Annotated in this window: 13 protein-coding genes and 1 pseudogene; 5 read left to right on the top strand and 9 right to left on the bottom strand. The window is 70.5% G+C overall.

Annotated elements, in window-relative coordinates:
• Positions 1–4: 4 nt before the first annotated feature.
• From ACZ3I3_RS13840 to ACZ3I3_RS13850, 3 genes are all read right to left on the bottom strand, one after another.
• Positions 5–1078, bottom strand: coding sequence for an ABC transporter ATP-binding protein (locus ACZ3I3_RS13840; RefSeq protein WP_467364765.1), 1074 nt, complete (start codon positions 1076–1078; stop codon positions 5–7).
• A complete protein-coding gene (locus ACZ3I3_RS13845; RefSeq protein WP_467364767.1) occupies positions 1075–2541 on the bottom strand; it encodes an ABC transporter permease in 1467 nt (488 codons plus the stop codon). Before ACZ3I3_RS13845 ends, ACZ3I3_RS13840 begins: the two co-directional genes overlap by 4 nt.
• A gap of 174 nt (positions 2542–2715) precedes the next feature.
• Positions 2716–3762, bottom strand: a complete 1047-nt coding sequence (locus ACZ3I3_RS13850; protein ID WP_467364769.1) for an iron ABC transporter substrate-binding protein — start codon at positions 3760–3762, stop codon at positions 2716–2718.
• 180 nt (positions 3763–3942) lie between these two features.
• Between ACZ3I3_RS13850 and ACZ3I3_RS13855 the strand changes: the two genes are divergently transcribed.
• Positions 3943–6618, top strand: a complete 2676-nt coding sequence (locus ACZ3I3_RS13855; protein WP_467364771.1) for an AMP-binding protein — start codon at positions 3943–3945, stop codon at positions 6616–6618.
• A 475-nt stretch (positions 6619–7093) separates the two neighbouring features.
• Here the strand turns inward: ACZ3I3_RS13855 and ACZ3I3_RS13860 are convergent, their stop codons facing one another.
• The 3 genes from ACZ3I3_RS13860 to ACZ3I3_RS13870 form a co-directional block, all read right to left on the bottom strand.
• Entirely contained in the window at positions 7094–8200 is a 1107-nt protein-coding gene (locus ACZ3I3_RS13860) for a DUF6183 family protein (protein ID WP_467364772.1), read from the bottom strand.
• A gap of 488 nt (positions 8201–8688) precedes the next feature.
• Positions 8689–8874, bottom strand: a complete 186-nt coding sequence (locus tag ACZ3I3_RS13865; RefSeq protein ID WP_467364774.1) for a DUF397 domain-containing protein — start codon at positions 8872–8874, stop codon at positions 8689–8691.
• Positions 8871–9734 (bottom strand): helix-turn-helix domain-containing protein, encoded by an 864-nt coding sequence (locus ACZ3I3_RS13870; protein ID WP_467364776.1) that lies wholly within the window; start codon positions 9732–9734, stop codon positions 8871–8873. Before ACZ3I3_RS13870 ends, ACZ3I3_RS13865 begins: the two co-directional genes overlap by 4 nt.
• A 148-nt stretch (positions 9735–9882) precedes the next feature.
• Between ACZ3I3_RS13870 and ACZ3I3_RS13875 the strand changes: the two genes are divergently transcribed.
• The 3 genes from ACZ3I3_RS13875 to ACZ3I3_RS13885 all read left to right on the top strand — a co-directional run bounded on the left by ACZ3I3_RS13875 (position 9883) and on the right by ACZ3I3_RS13885 (position 14886).
• A complete protein-coding gene (locus ACZ3I3_RS13875; protein ID WP_467364778.1) occupies positions 9883–10392 on the top strand; it encodes an ATP-binding protein in 510 nt (169 codons plus the stop codon).
• A gap of 102 nt (positions 10393–10494) precedes the next feature.
• Complete coding sequence (locus ACZ3I3_RS13880) at positions 10495–10938, top strand: effector-associated constant component EACC1 (protein WP_467364780.1); 444 nt, start codon at positions 10495–10497, stop codon at positions 10936–10938.
• A 6-nt stretch (positions 10939–10944) separates the two neighbouring features.
• A complete protein-coding gene (locus ACZ3I3_RS13885; RefSeq protein WP_467364782.1) occupies positions 10945–14886 on the top strand; it encodes a caspase, EACC1-associated type in 3942 nt (1313 codons plus the stop codon).
• Positions 14887–14915: 29 nt separating this feature from the next.
• On the opposite strand, the gene ACZ3I3_RS13890 is transcribed toward ACZ3I3_RS13885, so the two are convergent.
• From ACZ3I3_RS13890 to ACZ3I3_RS13900, 3 genes and pseudogenes are all read right to left on the bottom strand, one after another.
• Positions 14916–15518 (bottom strand): beta family protein, encoded by a 603-nt coding sequence (locus ACZ3I3_RS13890; protein ID WP_467364784.1) that lies wholly within the window; start codon positions 15516–15518, stop codon positions 14916–14918.
• A 119-nt stretch (positions 15519–15637) separates the two neighbouring features.
• A pseudogene (locus ACZ3I3_RS13895) lies at positions 15638–15976 on the bottom strand (beta family protein); the annotation flags it as partial.
• 241 nt (positions 15977–16217) lie between these two features.
• Positions 16218–16817 carry a hypothetical protein gene (locus ACZ3I3_RS13900; protein WP_467364989.1) on the bottom strand — a complete coding sequence of 200 codons (600 nt, stop codon included), beginning with the start codon at positions 16815–16817 and terminating at the stop codon, positions 16218–16220.
• Between the two features lie 411 nt (positions 16818–17228).
• On the opposite strand from ACZ3I3_RS13900, the gene ACZ3I3_RS13905 reads away from it, so the two are divergent.
• A complete protein-coding gene (locus ACZ3I3_RS13905) occupies positions 17229–19787 on the top strand; it encodes a GH32 C-terminal domain-containing protein (protein ID WP_467364786.1) in 2559 nt (852 codons plus the stop codon).
• Positions 19788–19946: the final 159 nt, after the last annotated feature.

The following is a 19946-nucleotide window of genomic DNA, read 5'->3' on the forward strand; positions in this document are numbered from 1 at the left end:
CACCCTAACCAGCAATGCGCTCCGGTGAACCGTCGTTACGGTGAAGGCCGCCCTCACCCACGACGCGCACACCCGTCGTCTCCCCCGGGCGAACGGTCAGGGGGCCCGCGACCCGGATGCCGACCGGGGTGTCGTGGCCTTCGACGGTCACGGTGACCATGGCGTCGTGGCCGTAGTACGAGACGTCGGTCACCGTGCCCCTGACCGTGCCCTCGGAGTCCACGTCGGTCAGGAGGAGCTGTTCCGGCCGGAGCAGGACCGTGCCGGCGCGCAGGCCGGCAGGAGGGTCGGCGAGGGGTACGGGGCCCAGGGCGGTCCTCGCTGTGCCGTCGGCGTCGACGGTGGCGGGCAGCAGGACGGCGTCGCCGACGAAGTCGGCGATCCAGGGGTCCGCGGGATGGCCGTAGAGGTGCTGCGGGGTGTCGCACTGGGCGACCCGGCCGTCCCGTACGACGGCGACGAGGTCCGCGGTGGACAGGGCCTCCTGCTGGTCGTGGGTGACGAGGACCGCCGTGGCGCCGGTCGCCCGCAACGCGGCCCGTACGTCCGACCGCACTCCCGTCCGCAGCGCGCTGTCCAGGGCGTTGAACGGCTCGTCCAGGAGCACGAGTTGGGGGCGGGGGGCGAGCGCGCGGGCGAGGGCGACGCGTTGTTGCTGGCCGCCGGAGAGTTCGTGCGGCATGCGGTCGCCGTGTCCGGCGAGGCCGACCAGGTCCAGCATCTCCTCGGTGCGGCGTCGTCGTTCGGCCCGGTCGGTGCCGGTCAGTCCGAAGGCGACGTTGCGGGCGACGTCCAGGTGCGGGAAGAGGGCGCCCTCCTGGGGCACGATGCCGATGCGGCGGCGCTCCGGCGGCAGGTGGACGCCGGGGCCGACGAGGGTGCGGTCGCCGAGGCGGACGGTGCCCGCGTCGGCGTGCAGGAATCCGGCGACGATCCGCAGCAGGGTGGTCTTGCCGCAGCCGGAGGGGCCCAGGACGGCGGCCAACGCGCCCGCGGGGACGGTGAGTGCGAGCCCGCGCAGGACCGGCTCCCCGGCTCCGTAGGACTTGGTGAGCCCTTCGACGTGCAGTTCGTTCATGTCCGGTGCCTGCCTAGGAGGTACGAGGGGACGGCGGCCAGCAGGATCAGCGCGGCGGCGTAGGGGGCGGCGGCCGCGAAGGATCCCGCGCCGGTCTCCGTCCACAGCCGGGTGGCGAGGGTGTCCATGCCGGTGGGGCGCAGCAGGAGGGTCGCGGGGAGTTCCTTCATGCACACCACGAAGGTGAGCGCGGCACCGGCGGCCACGCCGGGTGCGGCCAGGGGCACGGTGACCTCGCGCAGCACCTGCCACGGCCGTCGTCCCAGTGAGCGGGCCACGTCCTCCAGGACCGGCGGCGCCTGGAGCACGGCCGCCCGGGTGGCGGCCACCGCGACGGGCAGGAAGAGGACCGCGTACGCGCCGACCAGCAGCGGGAGTTGCTGGTAGAGCGGGTAGGCGTAGCGCACGGCGAAGAAGACCAGCGCGAGGGCGACGGTGATGCCGGGCAGCGCGTGGCCGGCGTAGGCCGCCTGTTCCAGCAGCCCTGCGCCGCGCCCCCGGTGCCGGGCGGCGATCACCCCGACCGGCAGGGCGAGGAACGTGGTGAGACCGGCGCCCGCCGCCGCGACCCCGAACGTGGCCCACGCGGTCTGGGCGAGCCCGCCCAGGTCCCAGGTGGCCGAGCTGCCGACGGCCAGCCAGTACCCGAGGGTGCCCAGCGGGAAGGCGACGGCGACGGCCGTCACCGTGCCGCACCACAGCAGGGCGAAGGGCCGCCACCGGCCGAGGTCGACCGGGACGGCCGGGCGGGCGGTGCCCGTTCCCGTCCTGGCGTGGCCGGCCCGGCCGCGCGTACGGGCTTCGGCAGCGACCAGCGCGATCGTCATCGCCACGAGGACGACGCTGAGCGCGGCGGCCGGAGTGCGGTCGAAGGAGGCGCGGTAGGAGGTGTGGATGGCCCGGGTGAAGGTGTCGTACCGCATCAGGGAGACCGCGCCGAAGTCGGAGAGCACGTACAGCGCGACGAGGAGGGCGCCGCCCGCCGCGGCCGGTCGCAGCTGCGGCAGGGTGACGCGGAGGAAGGTGCCGAGCGGGCCGTGGCCGAGGGAGCGCGCGGCCTCCTCCTGCGCCGGGTCGATGCCGCGCAGCGTCGCGGCGGCCGGCAGATACACGTACGGGAAGCTGACCAGTGTGAGCGCGAGGGCGGCGCCGCCGAAACCGGCGAGGTCCGGTTCGGCCGACAGCCAGGCGAAGGCGGCGACATAGCTGGGCACGGCGAGCGGCAGCGTGGCCAGCACCGACCACGCGCGGCCGCCGGGCAGTCGCGTGCGGACGGTGAGATAGGCCAGTGAGACACCCAGGAGCAGACAGGCGGTCACCACCACGGCGGTCAGTCCGAGGCTGCGTCCGAGGAGGTCCAGGGTGCGTTGGTCGGCGACGACGTCCCAGGCGAAGGCCGGGCCGCGTTCCAGGGCGCGGACGGCGAGGTAGCCGAGTGGCAGCAGGGCGAACAAGGCGGCCACGCAGGCGGGGACGAGCAGGATCAGGGGCGGTCTGCGACCGGCCGTGCCGAATCGTCCCGCCAGGTGCCTCCCTCGTCCGCGACCCCTGTCCGGCCCGTGTTCGGGCGCGCGCCCGACCGGGGCGGCGAGGGCTCCGGTCGGGCGCGCGGAAGACGGCGATGTGGGCACGGCGGGCTAGACCAGTCCGACTTCCTGGAGCATGGCCAGCGTCTCCTGCAGGGACTCCAGCTTGCCGAGGTCGATGTCGGGGGACTCCAGGGAATCGAACGGCGGCAGGCCCTCGACCGTGCTGGTGACCCCCGCGGCCAGCGGGTACTCCTTGGTCTCGTCGGCGAAGTAGGTCTGCGCCTCCTTCGACAGCAGGTAGTCCACCGCCTTCTGGGCGGTCGCGCTCTGCCCGCTGTCCTTGAGGATGCCGGCGCCGGCGACGTTGATCAGCGCGCCGGGGTCCTTGCCGGGCAGGAACTTGAGCTCGGCGTCGACCTTGTCCTCGCCCTTCTCGGCGACCCGCTCGTACCAGTAGTAGTGGTTGACCAGGCCGAGCTCGACCTCGCCGGCCTCGACCGCGTCCAGGGTCGCCAGGTTGTGGGCGTACGTCTTGGCACCGTTCGCCTTCAGGTCCTTCAGCCACTTGCGGGTGATGTCGTCGCCCTTCAGGACCCGCATGCCGGTGACGAACGCCTGGAAGGAGGCGTTGGTGGGCGCGAACCCGACCTTGCCCTTCCACTCCGGCTCGACGACGTCGAAGACACTGTCCGGAACCTTGCCCTCGGTCACCTTGTCCGGGTTGTACGCGATGACGCGGACGCGCCCCGAGAGGCCGACCCAGTCGCCGCCGGAGCCGCGGTAGGAGTCGTCCACCTCGTCGAGAGTCGTCTGCGGGAGCTTCTGCAGCATGCCTTCCTTGGACAGGGCGCCCAGCGCGCCGGCGTCCTGGGAGAAGAACAGCCCGGCCTTGGTGCGGTCGCCCTCCTCGAGGATCTGGGCGGCGAGTTCCGCGCTGTCGCCGTAACGCACCTCGACCTCGGTACCGACAGCCTCCTCCAACTTGTCCAGAAGTGGCTTGACGAGCTTCTCGTTGCGGCCGGAGTAGATGACGAGGGAGGAGTCCCCGCCCTGACTCTCACTGTTCTTGTCCTCGGAGCCGCACGCGGCGAGGGCGGGAAGCAGGAGACCGGCCGTGAGCAGCGCGGTGATCTGACGAGCCGTGGGGCGTCGCATGGTGGGTGCCTTCCTGCGGGGCTCGCCTGCACGCCGCCGGTGCTGTCGGTGGAGAGCGAGGGGCGAAGCGATCCTGTGACTTTTCTGTGGCTTGTTTTCGGCCCTGCTATGAATAAGGTAAACCTTGCCTAACAGTCAAGGGTTGCCAAAGCGGACGTTGCCGCGGAAAGGGCGCGCCCCGTGATCCACTCCTCTGTGCCCCTCCCGGCTCCGCTCCCGGTTCCCCGTCCGACCGGCCCCTCCGGGGCCGCCGTCCACCCGGCCGTGCCCGCCCTGCCGCTCCCGCGGCCGCATGCAGTGCCGTTCGCACGCGAACTCGCGGCACACGGTGACCGCGTCGCGCTCCTCACGTCAGAGGGGCGGTTGTCGTATCGCGAGCTGGCCGAGCGGGTGGCCCTCACCGCCGAGCGTCTCGGGCCCGTACGGCGGCTGGTGCTGCTGGCCGGTGCCAACCGCACCGACGCGCTCGTCACACACCTGGCCGCCCTGTCCGCCGGCCACCCCGTCCTGCTCGTCCCGGGCGACAGCGAGAGCACGATCCGCTCCTTGACCGAGGCGTACGCCCCCGACGTCGTGGCCCGCCCGCACACCGACGGGACCTGGGCCCTCGACGAACGGCACCCCACGAGCGCCCACACCCTTCACCCGGACCTGGCCCTGCTGTTGAGCACGTCCGGCTCGACCGGCTCACCCAAGCTGGTACGGCTCTCCCACGACAACCTCCAGGCCAACGCCGAATCCATCGCCACCTACCTCGGTATCGACGACACCGACCGGGCCGCCACCACGCTGCCCATGCACTACTGCTACGGCCTGTCCGTCATCCACAGCCACCTGCTGCGCGGCGCCGGGCTCGTCCTCACCGAACGGTCGGTGTCCGACGCCGCCTTCTGGGACGAGTTCCGCGCCGCCCGCGGCACCTCGCTGGCCGGAGTGCCGTACACCTTCGACCTGCTCGACCGGGTCGAGTTCGCACGCATGCACCTGCCGCACCTGCGCCGCGTCACCCAGGCCGGGGGGCGCCTCGCGCCGGAACGCGTCGCCCGCTACGCCGAGTCGGGCCGCCGTTCGGGCTGGCAGCTGTTCGTGATGTACGGCCAGACCGAGGCGACGGCCCGCATGGCCTACCTCCCGCCCGAGCTCGCCGCCGAGCGCCCCGAGGCCATCGGTGTGCCGATACCCGGCGGCTCGTTCCGGCTGGACCCCGTCGACGGACACGGTCCGGGTGCCGGGGAACTGGTCTACTCGGGGCCGAACGTGATGCTCGGTTACGCCGAGAGCCCGGCCGACCTCTCCCTCGGCCGCACCGTCGAGGACCTGCGCACCGGGGACCTCGCCCGCCGTGCTTCCGACGGGCTGTACGAGATCATCGGCCGCCGCAGCCGCTTCGTGAAGATCCTCGGCCTGCGGATCGACCCGCAGCGCGTCGAGACCCTGTTGGAGGCACACGGCGTCGCCGCGTACTGCGCGGGGGACGGTGAGGCTCTGGCCGTGACCGCGCTCGGGGACGCGAGCGCGCAAGGCCGCATCCGGCGGCTGACAGCGCGGGAGTGCGGGCTCCCGCCCCACGCCGTACGAGTCCGCGCCCTGGCCGAACTCCCCCGCCTGGCCTCGGGCAAACCCGACTACGAGGCCGTACGACAACTGACGCGCCCCACCGCCGAGGCGACGCCCGACCCCGCTGAGGATCTGGTCTGCCTCTACGCGCAGATCCTCGACCGCGTCGACGTCACCGAGGACAGCAGCTTCGTCAGCCTGGGCGGCGACTCCCTGTCCTACGTCGAGATGTCCCTGCGCCTGGAGGAGGCGCTCGGCCACCTGCCGGCCGACTGGCACACGAGAACCATCCGCGAACTGCGACCCCTGACCGGGCCCGGGGCCCGGACGCCGGACGAACGGGACGGGTCGGTGCCGCGGCGGGGCCGGGGAATCCGAAGCGCGCTGCGCACCTGGACCAGCCCCGACTCCTGGCGAACCCGCCGCACCCTGGAAACCGGCGTCGTCCTGCGCGCCGCCGGAATCGTCCTCATCGTCGGCTCACACGTCCGGATCTTCGACATCAAGGGCTTCGCCCACATCCTCCTCGGCGTGGCGGGCTACAACTTCGCCCGCTTTCTCCTGACAGACGCCACACGCCGGGAACGCGTACGGCGCCTGTGGCGCAGCATCGCCCGCATAGCCGTGCCGAGCATGGTGTGGATCACCGGCGCCGTTCTCCTGACCGACTTCTATGATCCCGCCAACGCCCTGCTGCTCAACACCCTCCTCGACCAGGGGAACGATCGCTTCGACTGGGCCTACTGGTTCGTGGAGGCCCTCGTCTACTTCCTGATCGCCCTGACTCTCCTCATGGCCGTACCGCTGCTGGACCGGCTGGAGCGGCGGTACGCGTTCGGCGTGCCGCTGGCCCTCATGGCCATCGGCCTGGCCGGCCGCTACGACCTGCTCGGCCTGGCGTCCGTCCGACCCCAGCTGAGCCCCTCGGTGGTCTTCTGGCTCTTCGCACTGGGGTGGGCGGCCGCCCGGGCGGACACCGTGCGGCAACGGGCGCTGCTGACCGCGTCACTGCTGCTCACCGTGCCCGGCCTGTTCGAGGACCAGCCCCTGCGCACGGCCCTCGTGATCGCCGGGCTGGGGCTGCTGATCTGGGTGCCGACCCTGCCCAGCCTCGGCCCGCTCAGCACGCTCGCGGGCGTCCTGGCCAGCAGTTCCCTGTACATCTACCTGACGCACTACCAGGTCTACCCCTACCTCCAGGAGGACTTCCCCGTCACCGCTCTGGTCGCCTCCCTGGTGATCGGCGTGGGCTACGCGACGGTCGTGACCCGGACCGCGCGGACGATCCGGTGGCTGTGACCACGACCGTCAGTCGGGGCCGCTCCAGTCGAACGGGAAATGCTTGCTGGACTTGCCGCTGCGGTCCCAGGTGAAGCCGAAGGCGCCTGCCTGGTCGGTTGTGGCGCGGCCCCACGTGGCGACCTGGCCCGGGGCGGCGTGGTGGGACCGGCCAGAGCCTCCGCCCGGGCGTGACCTGGACGCTCCACGATCCCAGCTCCTCGTCGATCTCCACGATGACGGGGGCGACTTCCATGCCGGCCACCTCGACGGGGGCCATCCCGGCGAACTCCTTCGGCCAGCCCCCACCTCACCGCTGAAGATCGTGCCGAGCGCGGCGCGCTGCTGGTCACTCAGCGCGCTCGTCGACGAAGAAGGCCGCATACGATGGTGACCAAGCGGCGGCGGCCTGCCTTGCGGATCTTGGTGGGTGAGGTCGAAGGACTTCTGGGCTGTCACCCGCGCCCGAAGTGCCGCCCCGGATCCGCCACGCCACCTACCCAAAAACGTCGCCGTCGGTATCGGTCGCCGCCAGCACCGCGACCCGGGTCCGGGTGGGGTCGAGTACGGCGAAAGCCACGTCCGACGTGTCGTGGTGGAACCAGTCCGTGAACGCCATGAACCGCAGCCACCGGTGATCCGCGGTCTGCCGCACCGCTTCCAGGAACGGTACGTCGGCGGGCAGCCCCATGAGCGCGTACAGACTCCCCCAGGCATACAGCCGCGCGTACGCCCCGCCCTGTCCCCGGCCGTTCACCCCGCCGTTGTACGAAGCCGAGAACAGCTCGTTGAGCACATCGTCCGGCGTCGTCGTGCAGGCAACCGCACTGCCCCGGTGGTTGCCTTCGCCTGCCAGACAGCGCAGAGGCAGTTCCTTGAGGAAGGACATGCCGAAGTCGTCCGGGCTGAGCGGGCTCGGCAGTGTGAAGAACCGCGCCTCGGGCTCACGGGCCCATCCGCCGGCCGTGTACGGCAGGGCAGCCGCTTCCGCCCGTCCCTCGTCGCGTGTGTCACCGGCCCCGCGGCCGGCGACCGCACCGCTGACGCTCGACGGAACCTCTGGGAAACGCGACCGGAGCTGCTTCGAAGTCTTGACCGGCCCCAGCCCTCGGGCCCGCACCATGAACCGATGCTCGACGTCCAGTCGCGTCCTGGGCAGCCGAGCCAGCGGGTGTCCCAGCTCACCCAGCCTTTCGGCGTACGCGTCCAGGGTGCGCCGGCCGGCCCCTGAGCCGATCAGCGCCAACTCTCCGAGCAGACAGGCCCGCAGCTCCACCGCCGGACCCTGAATTCCGTCCGGCAACTCGCCGAACAGAGGCTCGAGATCCCGCATCTGCTGAGTCTTCACCAGCTTTGCGGCCACCGAGCGCAGCAACCGATCGACTTCCCCACGATCCGTGGCTTCGAGGGGCAGCAGCCGACCCACGATGTCCACGGCGAACGTCACACAGTCCCGCGAGCGCGTGTCGGCGAGGGCCTCGGCGATCCGCCCGACGGCCCGCGCCCCAGGGACGCCGCCGGGCCCCTCGCCGGACACCCGCCGACACAACTGCTCCGCCGCTTCGTACAGTTCCTCCGGCCGGAGCTCGGCGAGATCCCGCAACTCTGGTCCGGTCCGCTCCCAGAGAGGCCGAACTGTTCGACCCCCGCTGGGCGAGCTACGAGGCATGGGCCAATCCCGACTGGCCCTTCCTGAAGCCCCTCGCCGCCGGCCTCAAGCCGACCTGGGAGTACAGCACCCCACTCCGCACCGAGCACGAGCGCCGATCCGCATTCGTCGAACTCGACGCCCTCGTCGCCGTCTGGCTCGGCATCACCGCCGATCAGCTCGTTTCGCGATCTTCAAGTCGCGCTACCCCCAGCTGCATGACTACGAGTCGGCGACCTACTACGACGCCAACGGCCCCAAGATAGCTGGCCCTCTACAAGGCCGAGGTGAGACCGCACACGCGCACTTCCAGTCCCGGCTGGACGCGGAGATCGCCGCCGGGCGCTGGACTCCGTCCGCCCGCGAAGCCGTACAGGCGTAGTCGGCGAGCCCTGCCGGACACAGGTCTGCCCCTGACACCTTCCAGGGGCAGACCCGACGCCCTATCGGACGGCGAAGCCGACGAACGCGGTCCAGGCGTCCGCATCGACCGCTAGGCCACGACGGGCTATGCCTTTGGAGTCTCGTACGTGGACGACGTCAGGGCAGACGGCGACCTCGACGCACTCGCCTCCATCGCCCGTGCTGTAACTGCTCTTGAACCAGGCCAGTTCGGGCTCAGAGTTCATGTCTCTCCCAGCAACTTCTCTACGTATGCCAGTGACTCAGCTGGAGTGAGGGCCTGCGCTCGGAGGATCCCGTAACGGGCCTCAAGCTCCCGGACCTTCGACTGCCCTGAGTACAGGCGGCTGTCGCCTTGCACCTCTGCATAGGCGATCCTCCGCCCTTCAGGTGTATCGATCAAGGTGAACGGGCCACCCAGCGCACCGTGATCTTCTCGGCTGACTGGCATGACCTGGATCTCGACGTTCCGCATATGGCCGATGAGCAGTACCTGCTCCAACTGGCCCCGCAGTACGTCCCTACCCCCGATAGGCCTCTGGAGCACGCACTCTTCCAGGACGAAGCTCACCAGCGGCGCGGGCTTGCGCGCGAAGATCTCCTGCCTCGCCAGACGTGCGCTCAGCCCTTGCTCGATCCGGTCCTCGTCGAGCAGGGGGCGGCGGACGGAGAACACCGCTCGGGCGTAATCCTCCGTCTGCAGCAGGCCCGGGACGGCGTACATCGCGTACACATGAAGCTCAACCGTCTCCCCCTCCAACCGCGCCGCATCCCGGAAGAACGCCGGATACTGCGCCCGCGCAACCTCCTCCTTCATCTCCTGGAGGACCCCACCCGCGTCCAGCACCTCATCCGCCTGGTCGATGAACCTCGGGGGCGGCACCCGGCGCCCCTGCTCATACGCGGCGATGGTCGACACGGAGTAGCCCGTCATCGACCCGAACTCGGCCCGTTCCAGCCCCGCCCGTACCCGAAACCTCTTCAACTGGCGCCCGAACACGCGCAGGATGCCAGAGCCCGCCCCTAGCTCGCGCTCGTCCCCCTCCGTCCCGGTCTCCTCCTCGGCCAATCCAGCCACCTCGCTCATGCTCCGCACCCGCCTCCCCGGCCAACGCGGCCCCGCGCCGACCGTCACGCACTGCCCCGCCTACACGCGTCGACCCATCACCTACAGCGACCGCCCGTGTGCACGTCGTATCTCGTCACGGTAAAACCGGCACGTCAGCGTGGACCACATGAACAACGAAACTTCCCCCACACTGGGGGCCGCACCGTGCCCGGTCCGCCGCGAGTTCGCGATGCGCTTCACCTCGTCCACGCGCGGCGCGCGCCTCGCCCGTCGCCTCATCTCGCACCGGCTGGACTCCTGGGGCCACCCGTACACCGGTGACGTCAACGAGACGCTGTCGCTGATCACTTCGGAGCTGTCCGCGAACGCCGTACGGCACGGGCACGTCGCCGGGCGGGACTTCCACGTACGGCTGTCCGAAACCGCCGGCAGCCCGCGCACCCTGCGCGTCGAGGTCACCGACACCCGAACCGAACGCGTACCGCTGCTCACCACCCAGGAGCCGCCCGGTGACGACGAGTCGGGACGGGGTCTGCTCATCGTGGCGCGGCTGGCGTCCCGTTGGGCGGTCGGGCCACGCGTCGACGGGCCCGGCAAGACCGTGTGGGCGGAGCTGTGGCTGCCCGGGGAGACGCCCGCCCCGTCTCCAGTCAGGCATTTTCCCGCCAACGCCTGACGGGTTTTCGGAAACACGGGCGCCCACTGTCAGACCCGCCGACTATCGTCGTCCGCTCACGCCTCCATCAGGCGCACACGGCAGATCGAGGGGACGCGCGCTGTGACCACCACGCCCGAGGAACGGACCGGGTACCGGATCTCCATCGTCGACGAGGATCCGTTGCGGGCGCGCAAGGAAGCGCGTGAACTGCTCGCCGGGATCGCCGACGTCGATCCCGGAGCGGCTCTGCACATTCCCCGGCGGGGCGCGGGCGCGGCGGCCGACGGGGCGCTCAAGGGCGGGATCACGGTCGACACCATCGGCGTGGTGATCAGCGCCGGGTCGCTGGTCGCCGCCGGGGTGCAGATCTGGCTGGCCCGGGTACCGCAGCGGACGATCATCGTGAAGCGGCCGGACGGGGCGACCCTGCACATCACCGGGAAGGAGGCCCGCGAGGACGACGCGCGGATCGAGCGGTTCCTCGCGGGCAGCGGTGAGACGGTCCGCCGCACGGACAGCGACGGCGACGGTGACGGGGTCGGCGACGTCCCGGCGGCGGGCTGAGCGGGCATGACCGACAACGACCGGTTCGCCATGCTCGTGGGCGTGTCGACGTACGACAGCGACGCGTACCGCGATCTGCCGCCCGTGCGCGCCGACCTGCACTACATGCGGGCGGTGCTGGAGAACACCGAGATCGGCATGTACAACGACTGTGCGATGGTCGCCGAGCCGACCCGCGCGGAGATGCTGCACGCCGTCGAGACGTTCCTGAACGCGCGGCAGCCCAGCGAGACCGCCCTGCTGTACTTCAGCGGGCACGGGGAGTTCTGCGAGGACGACAACCAGCTGTACTTCCTGACCCGGGACACCGACCCGGGCGATCTGCCGGGGACGGCGGTCCCGGCGGAGTTCCTGGAGCGGATGCTCCAGTCGTGCCGGGCCGCCTCGAAGCTGGTGCTGCTTGACTGCTGCTCCAGCGGCTCCGTCGTCCAGGGATGGACCGCGAAGGGCCCGGCGGATGAGCCCGCGCGGCCCGCGCCGAGCACGCTGCTGCGGCCGACGGGCGTGTACTTCATCACCGCGTCCGACGCCCTTCAGTCCGCGTCCGCGATGGCGCCGGACGGGTCGAGCCTCGGTACGTCCCGGTTCACCGGAGAGATCGTGGAAGGGCTGCGCAACGGGCGGATCAAGGAGGGCGGCTGGATCACGCCGGACGACCTCTTCGAGTACCTGACGGCGCAGATGAGGCGCGATGGCGTACCGGAGGAGCAGCGCCCCACCAAGTCCACGATCAGGGCCACGAACCAGCTGCCCTTCGCCCGATCGGTGGCCCGCCCCGTACACCTTCCGGCACTGCCGCGAGACGCGGCCGAGGCCGCCCAGCGGTCCCCCGCCCTGCTGAAGGCCCGGGAACTGGCCGCGCTCGACGCGCGGGACGGCATCGACTGGGAGCGGCTGCTGCGGTACTACGCGCACTGCCTCACCGCTCAGTCGGCGGCCGGCATGCGGCCCGACCGGGACAGCGGGCGCGGCTCGAAGTACTTCCTGCTGGGCCAGGGCGAGGAGACCATACAGTCCGGGCGGGGTTCCGCCTTTCCCGCTCCCGGCAATCTGCCCAAGCCACAGGGTGGGTCGACGGGTAAGGGCGGCGGTGGTGACGCGGGGGCGCAGCAGGAGTACTGGTACGGCTATCCGGCGATCACGCTGCCTGTGCGGGACGGCGGGGCCCGGGGGCGCCGTACGGCGGTGGAACTGGCGCCGCTGCTCATCCAGCAGATGGAACTGGCCCCGGACGAGGAGGGCCGGGACGTGCTCAGGCCCAGTGGCGTTCCCTCCCTGCACACGGGTGTCGTCTCGGAACTCCTGGACGCGGGCGACGCGGCCGACCTCGTCGCCCGCTGGCAGCCGTCCTGGCAGGAGGGCAACGACGCGCAGATGCTGCGCGCCGTACGTGAGTTGCTGGACGAGCTGGGGCTGCCGGAGCTGGAGCCGCTCGACCCGTCCGCGCTCAGCGAGCGGACGGTGATGCAGGCGCTGCGGCCCGGCGCGCACAACGCGGCCGTGTTGCTTGTGCCTTCGGGCGTGGAGGCCAAGGCCACCGAAGCCCTGGTGGACAACCTGTTGCAGATGTCGGCCCGGACCGGGCAGATCCCCGGCACCGCCCTGGACGCGCTGCTGAGCGGTGGCGAGGGCGGTGCGCGGGGCGCGTCCGTCGCCGTGGTGGCTCCGGGACCGTGCAACGAGAGCCAGGAGTCGGTCATCTCCTCGGCGATGACGCGGCCCCTGACGGTGGCGACCGGGCCGCCTGGCACGGGCAAGAGCGAGGTCGTCACGGCCGTCGTCACCACCTGTGTCGCCGCCGGGCAGTCCGTGCTGGTCGCCTCGACGAACAACGAGGCCGTGAACGTCGTCGCCGAACGCTGCGACGACATCGCTCCCGGGCTGCTGATGCGGACGGGCAACACCGAGGCACTGGTGCGGGAGGCGGCCAAGCTGGAGCGACTGCTGGGCGAGCCCGTCCAGGCTCCGCGCCGCGGATCGGCCACTGTGGGCGGGCAGTTGCGCAGTGCGCGCAAGACCGCCGACGGGTTGCGGGCGGAGGCCGCGCGACACGTCGGCGAGGAGGGGCGACTGCTGGAGCTGCTCCAGGACCGGGCGGAACGGGCGGAAGCGCTGGAGCTGCCGCTGCCGCTCTTGGAACGTGTCTGGGCGGCGGCCGGCGAGGACGGCACAGCCGCGCTGGGGCGCTGGGAGGACCGGGCGCGGAAGGTGGCCGGTGCCCCCTGGTGGCTGCTCGGCCCGTGGCGCCGGGGACGGGCGCTGGCCGCGCTCGTCTCGGCGGTGACCGATGACGCGGAGGAGAACCGACAGGGTCTTCCGAACCGACCGGATCTTTCGAACCTGCCGGACCGGCCGTCGTGGCCGGAGTGGGCGACCGGGCGGCCGGTGCCGGCGGAGCTGCTGGAGTCGCTGGCGGACACGGTGGCCGTGGAACGGGAGGTGCGTGCGCTCGCCCCCCGGAACACGGGATGGGACGAGGACGGGCTGCGACGGTCACGGCTGGAGGCGGCGGGCACGCTGTCCGAACTGTCGGCGGAGCTGTCGCGGGCGGTGTCCGCCGAGGCGCTGACGCGGGCGCGCGGGCTCATGCAGCAACGACTCCAGGCGCTGCGGAGCCGCTCGGGCTTTCAGCGCAGCCAGAAGAACCTGATGGCACACATCAAGGGATGGGCCGTCAGCACGCACTCCGTGCGACAACTGGAGCTGACCCCGAAGCTGTTCGACCTCGTCGTCATCGACGAGGCGAGCCAGTGCTCCATCCCCTCGGTGCTGCCGCTGCTGTTCCGGGCCCGCCGGGCGCTGATCATCGGCGACCCCATGCAGCTGGGGCACATCCCCGGCGTGTCACCTCAGCAGGAACAGCAGGCGCGGGTCCGGGCCGGGCTGAGCGCGGCGCAGTTGGAGGACCACCGACTCACCTACCACGTCTACTCCTCGTACCACGCGGCCGAGCAGCACGGTGACTCCGCGCTGCTCCTCGACGAGCACTACCGGTGCCATCCCCGGATCGCCGACGTCGTCAACGGCTACTGCTACGCGGGCCAGTTGCAGGTGCTCACCGACGTGCGGCGGCAGGTCCCGGCCCTCGACCCGGTGGGGGCGGCCGATCCGGCGCCGGCGCTGGGCTGGGTCGACGTACCGCGCGGCGCGTCGGCGCGGGGTGGCAACGGGCGGTCCTGGCGCAACACGGCGGAGGCGGAGGCGGTACGGCGGGTAGTGGACGAACTGCTGGCCCGGCTGCCACAGGACGCCACGGTGGGCGTGGTCACGCCCTTCCGGGCACAGAAGGAGGCGTTGGCGCGGGTGTGGCGCGACGACGACCGCGTCCGGGTCGGCACCGTGCACGCATTCCAGGGCGGACAGCGCGACGTGATGGTGCTGAGCCCGGTGGCCACGCACAACACGCCGCCGAGGACGACGCATTGGGTCGCGAGCCAGGTCAACCTGTGGAACGTGGCGGTGACCCGGGCCAAGTCCCAGCTGATCACCGTGGGCGCGCACGCGTTCTGGCAGGGGCAGAGCGGCCTGCCGACCCTGCTCGCGGGGCGCTCGACGCTCCTGGGGGCGGACGCGGACGAGGCCGACGGGCCGGTGGTGACGGCCACCCCGGCGACCGGGTTCCGCGAGGAACTCGCCGACCGGCTCCAGCAGTACCTGACCGAGCGCGGGATCACCGACCTGGAGCGGGCGGCGGTGGTCGGCGGCCACCCGGTGGACCTGCTGTTCACCGAGGCCGGGGAGAACACGGCGGTCCTGATCGACCTCGGCCCACCGCCCGGCATCGACCCGGCGCGGCACCTGCGGCTGACCCACACCCGAGGCGGCCTCCTGACCGGGCTGCCGTCCGGGGGCTACGGGGCGAAGGCGTGCCCGGTGGGCCGCACGGTGCGGGTTCCGGCGTGGCGGATCCTGGCGGGCGCCGAAGTACTGACGCCGCTGTTCGACTGAGCCCCGGGGGACACCACCGCCGGGGCGGTTCAGGTGCCGGGCAGGGACCGGACGACGTACGTCATGTGCTGGACGTTTCCCGCCCAGAGCCACTGGGTGTGGGTGCCGGTGCCCTCGCTGTCCGTCTCGGGCCCGTTCGCGCAGTCGCGCAACCAGGTCTCCCCGGCACTCGCGACCGCTGTCCGGAAGTCGGGCAGATCACGGATCCGGCGGGCGGCGGCCCGGATGCCCGCCGTACGGTCCGGCCCTCCGTTCAACACCTTGCACAGCACGAACGAGCGGTCGGTGGTGTAGCGGAGGACGCCCCAGGGCGGGCCTCCGGCCCCAGGCTCCGTGGCCAGGGCTTCGGGAGGCTGCACTCCGTAGTCGCCGTATCTGAGCCGCGAGAGGCCTTCCCGGTGGCCCGCCCGAATCTCGTGCCACATGTCCCAGTCGGCGCGGGGCTCCTCGTGCGGCTCACCGAACTGCATCATGTCGTCCGTGACGTGGGGGAATGCCCCGCCGAGTACGGCGACTGTCCGCCAGTTGTCGGCCACTGCCGCGAGAGCGTCCAGAGCGCGCAGCGCCTCCTTACCCGCGTCGGGGCGGCCGGGCAGAACGCTGCCCAGGTCCAGCAGCAGATCGACGGACACCTCCCGGCCGACCCGGTCCAGCAGTGCGCCGACGGCCTCGGCGACGGCACCGTCCCACTCCCCGGCATGCGGACACGCACACCGACCCCGCAGCCGCAGCGGCGGGCGGTCTCCACCGCGGCCGTCTGCTGGGCCTCACTGCGCTCGGGACCGGTCACCGGACGGAGCAGGGGGTTGATTGCGGTGCACTCGGCCAGGATCGCGGCGAGTGCCGGTATCTGTGCGGCCTCGGCGAACGAGGCATCGATCCAGCCCGGATGGCGCCGGTGCACCCCCCTCACCCGGCGCAGTTCCTTCTGCCAGTGGGCCTTCTTGAGCTGCTCCGGAGTCGTCCCCGGAGAGGGCGGGAGGCTCCAGAGGGGCGCGACCGCCGCCTGTATGTCGGGCCGGAGGCGCTCGTAAGCCATCCGGGCATGCTGCCGGACCGGCAGAACGGGAACGTAAAGCGGTTCGGACATCGCGGCTCCCCCTCGGTACTGCCCGCGCGCTTTCCGTTCCCCCCAGGGTCCGCGTACGTCACGGCCGTGAAAAGAGAGCCCTTTCAGTCCGAATGGCTGAAGTACGCAAGTACCTGGTAACGGTGTGACGCAAGTTGCACGCTTCGTGATGCTGTGTGGTCGGACTGCACCAAGTGGACGGCGCTCCTGGGGAACTGAGCGGCACTCAGGTCTGCCTCAGGGATACGTGCAGAGTGGGCGTTCACCGGCACACAAGCCCCCCATCTGGGCAGCAGATGTGCCGTCCGCATCGACCAGGCCGACCGACCGGCACGGCTTCTTGAAGTGGCAGCCGTGGATGAAGACGGTGGCCATCGTTCCATTGCTGCGTTCGCGCGCGACGAAGAAGACTCCAAGCGCAGCCGCTCGCCCCTCCGGCCGGCAGCCAGCTCCGTCGCTGAATGTGACGCCTCTTGCCGACGGGATCACGGGGCACTTCGGAACCTTCACCGTGTGGCTGAGGCGAGACAAGTGGAGCGTCGTACTGCCCTGTTCCGGAGCTGTAGCGGCTGTCGGAATTGCCATCGAGCATGTTTCCGGGTGCATCCCACTGACTGGCGTCCGAAGCCTTTGCGATCCAGCCCGTCCGCGGCAGCGCAGGACCTAGATCTATGACGTCGAACGAAGATCCACCTGCATCCACTCCGCTGGTGCCCTTCACGAAACCGTGACCTTCTCCGCCGGGAGCCCCCTCGGAACGTAGGCTGATGCTCGTGTCCGACCAGGTCTCTATTACGGCATAGCTTGAGCCGAAGTACACCGTGCCCAGCCCCTGGGCGTCACCGAAACCAGAACCGCGAATCGTGAACTTGGAGCGGCATTCATCGTTCCGGCTTCAATTCGCTGAATGTAGGCGACGGGAAGCTCGACAGCTTCTTGGTGGTGAACATCGCCGAGGTGCCGCTCGGCGGCGTATAGGTGCACGAGCCGTCGACCCGAGCCCGCCACGGCCAACGGGTCGGCGCGGTTCGCGACGACCGGCGACAGCCGATGAACTGCCGGTCATACCGGAGCAATCGCGCCGGGACCGTTGACGCGGAGACCGCATTGGGCTTCATAATCGGGCACTCGCTGTCATCGATGACACAAGTCAACGATGACACCCCGAGCCGACGACGCGGATGGTCGACCTAGGCCCGGGGTGCACTTTTCGGTCCGCCGCGCAGAAGCCGCAGTCACCGCTGCGCCGACGGCCGCGGGACAAGGAGACACCATGAGCTCTGTACGCGTATCCCGGAATGCCCGCATACGGATGATGGCGGCGGTGGCGACCGTCTGCGCCCTGTCCGCCGCGCCGCTCGCCCCCCAGGCCGTCGCCGCGGACACCCCGCCGTACACCGAGACCTACAGACCCCAGTTCCACTTCACCCCGCAGAAGAACTGGATGAACGATCCCAACGGCCTCGTCTACTACAAGGGCGAGTATCACCTCTTCTACCAGTACAACCCGAACGGCAATACCTGGGGCGACATGTCCTGGGGGCACGCGGTGAGCAAGGACCTCGTGCACTGGGAGGAGTTGCCGCTCGCCCTGTCGCACGACGACGAGGAGATGGTGTTCTCCGGCAGCGCGGTCGTCGACTGGAACAACACCACCGGCTTCGGCACGCAGAAGAACCCTCCCATGGTGGCGATCTACACCAGCGCCTACAAGAACGGGGGCAAGCAGGCCCAGTCACTCGCCTACAGCACCGACCGCGGCCGCACCTGGACCAAGTACCAGGACAATCCCGTGATCGACATCGGTTCCACCAACTTCCGTGATCCCAAGGTCCAGTGGTACGCGCCGACCAAGAGCTGGTTGATGACGGTGTCACTGTCCGCCGAGCACAAGGTGCAGTTCTACTCGTCCAAGAACCTCAAGGACTGGAAGCTGCAGAGCGAGTTCGGGCCGGCCGGCGCGACGGGCGGCGTGTGGGAGTGCCCGGACCTGTTCCCCTTGGCGGTCGACGGGGACAAGAAGAAGATCAAGTGGGTTCTGGTCGTCAACATCAACCCTGGTGGCATCGCGGGCGGTTCGGCCGCCCAGTACTTCGTCGGAGACTTCGACGGCAAGAAGTTCACCGCGGACGACAAGGGCACCTACACACCGCCCACCGGCAAGGTCGTGCAGGACTTCGAAGGCACCGGCTTCGGTACGTGGACGAGCACGGGCACCGCGTTCGGCCAGGGACCGGCAGCCGGGGCGGTGGACGGGCAGGGAACCGTCGACGGCTTCGACGGCAAGGGCCTCGCCAACAGTTTCCACGGCGGTGACGGCACCACCGGCATCCTCACCTCCCCCTCCTTCACCGTCGACAGCCCTTACCTGAACTTCAAGATCGGCGGCGGGCGGCATCCGCACGAAGCCGGAACCGTCATGGTCAGCACTCCGCCCGAGGGCACGGTCCTCACCGACTTCGAAGGCGGAACCTACGGCGACTGGACGGCGACCGGAGACGCCTTCGGCACCGCACCGGCCACCGGCACCCTCCCCGGCCAAGGACAGGTCTCCGGCTACCTGGGAGACGGTCTGGCCAACACCTTCCTGAACGGCGACTCCACCACCGGCACCCTCACGTCACCCGAGTTCACCATCGACAAGAAACACATCAACTTCCTCATCGGCGGCGGCAATCACCCGGCCGGCTCCGACAACCCGACCGCCGTCGAACTCCTCGTGGACGGCCAGGTCGTCCGCAGCGCCACCGGAAAAGACGCCGAGGCACTCAACTGGGCCTCCTGGGACGTCAGCGACCTCGCAGGCAAGAAAGCGCGGATCAAAATCGTCGACGACAACACCGGCGGCTGGGGCCACCTCAACGTCGACCACATCATGCTGTCCGACACCCAGGCCCAGCGCGTCTCCCAGGAGACCTCCGTCAACCTGATCGTCGACGGCCGAGTCGTCCGCAGCGCGACCGGCGCCGACAGCGAGACCCTGGACTGGGCCTCCTTCGACATGCGCCCGTACGCCGGCAAGAAGGCACAAGTCCAGATCGTCGACATGAACACCGGCGGCTGGGGCCACGTCCTGGCCGACCAGTTCACCGCCGCCGACAAGCCCGCCAAGTCCGTGGTACAGCGCGCCGACTGGGCCGACTACGGCAAGGACTACTACGCGGCGGTCTCCTGGGAGAACGCACCGGGCGGCAAGCGCTACATGATCGGCTGGATGAACAACTGGGACTACGGCCAGTCCATCCCCACCTCCCCGTGGCGCAGCGCGCAGAGCCTTCCGAGGGAGATGGCCCTGCGTACCGTGGACGGCCAAATCCGGCTGACCAGCAAGCCGGTGGGCAGCCTGGAGTCCCTCCGGGGGAAGCGCCCGGCGACGGCGTCCGGCATCACTGTCAAGAGCACCTCCAAGCCCCTGATCGGCCCCACGGCCAAGGGCAAGGCACTCGACATCGAGGCGACCTTCTCCCTCAAGGACGCCGAACGCTTCGGCCTGAAGGTGCGCACCGGAGCAGGCGGCGAGGAGACCGTCATCGGTTACGACACCACGACCCAGGAGTTGTACGTCGACCGCACCCGCTCCGGAGCCGGGGACTTCAACAGCACCTTCCCTGGCGTCCAGACCGCACCCCTGAAGGCAGAGAACGGCAAGGTCAAGCTGCGGATTCTGGTCGACTGGTCCTCCGTCGAGGTCTTCGGCGGCAACGGCGAGGCCGTGATCACCGACCAGATCTTCCCCGACCCCTCCAGCACCGGCGTCGGGGTCTTCGCCGAGGGTGGCACCGCCACCCTCGACGACATGCGGGCGTGGCAGCTGAAGTCCATCTGGCGGTGACGAGCCCGGGTCCGTGCGCCGGTTGCCGGAGCGGCTTCCGGCGCGCGGGCTCAGAAGTGAGCAGGACTTCCCAGCTACTCAGCGTCCCAGAACCCCGTCCTGACGACCTGCAGCCCTTCCCCCACCGCTGGAGCCCGCAGCCGACCTGCGGCCAAGGGA

Source organism: Streptomyces sp. NPDC016851 (assembly GCF_055562795.1).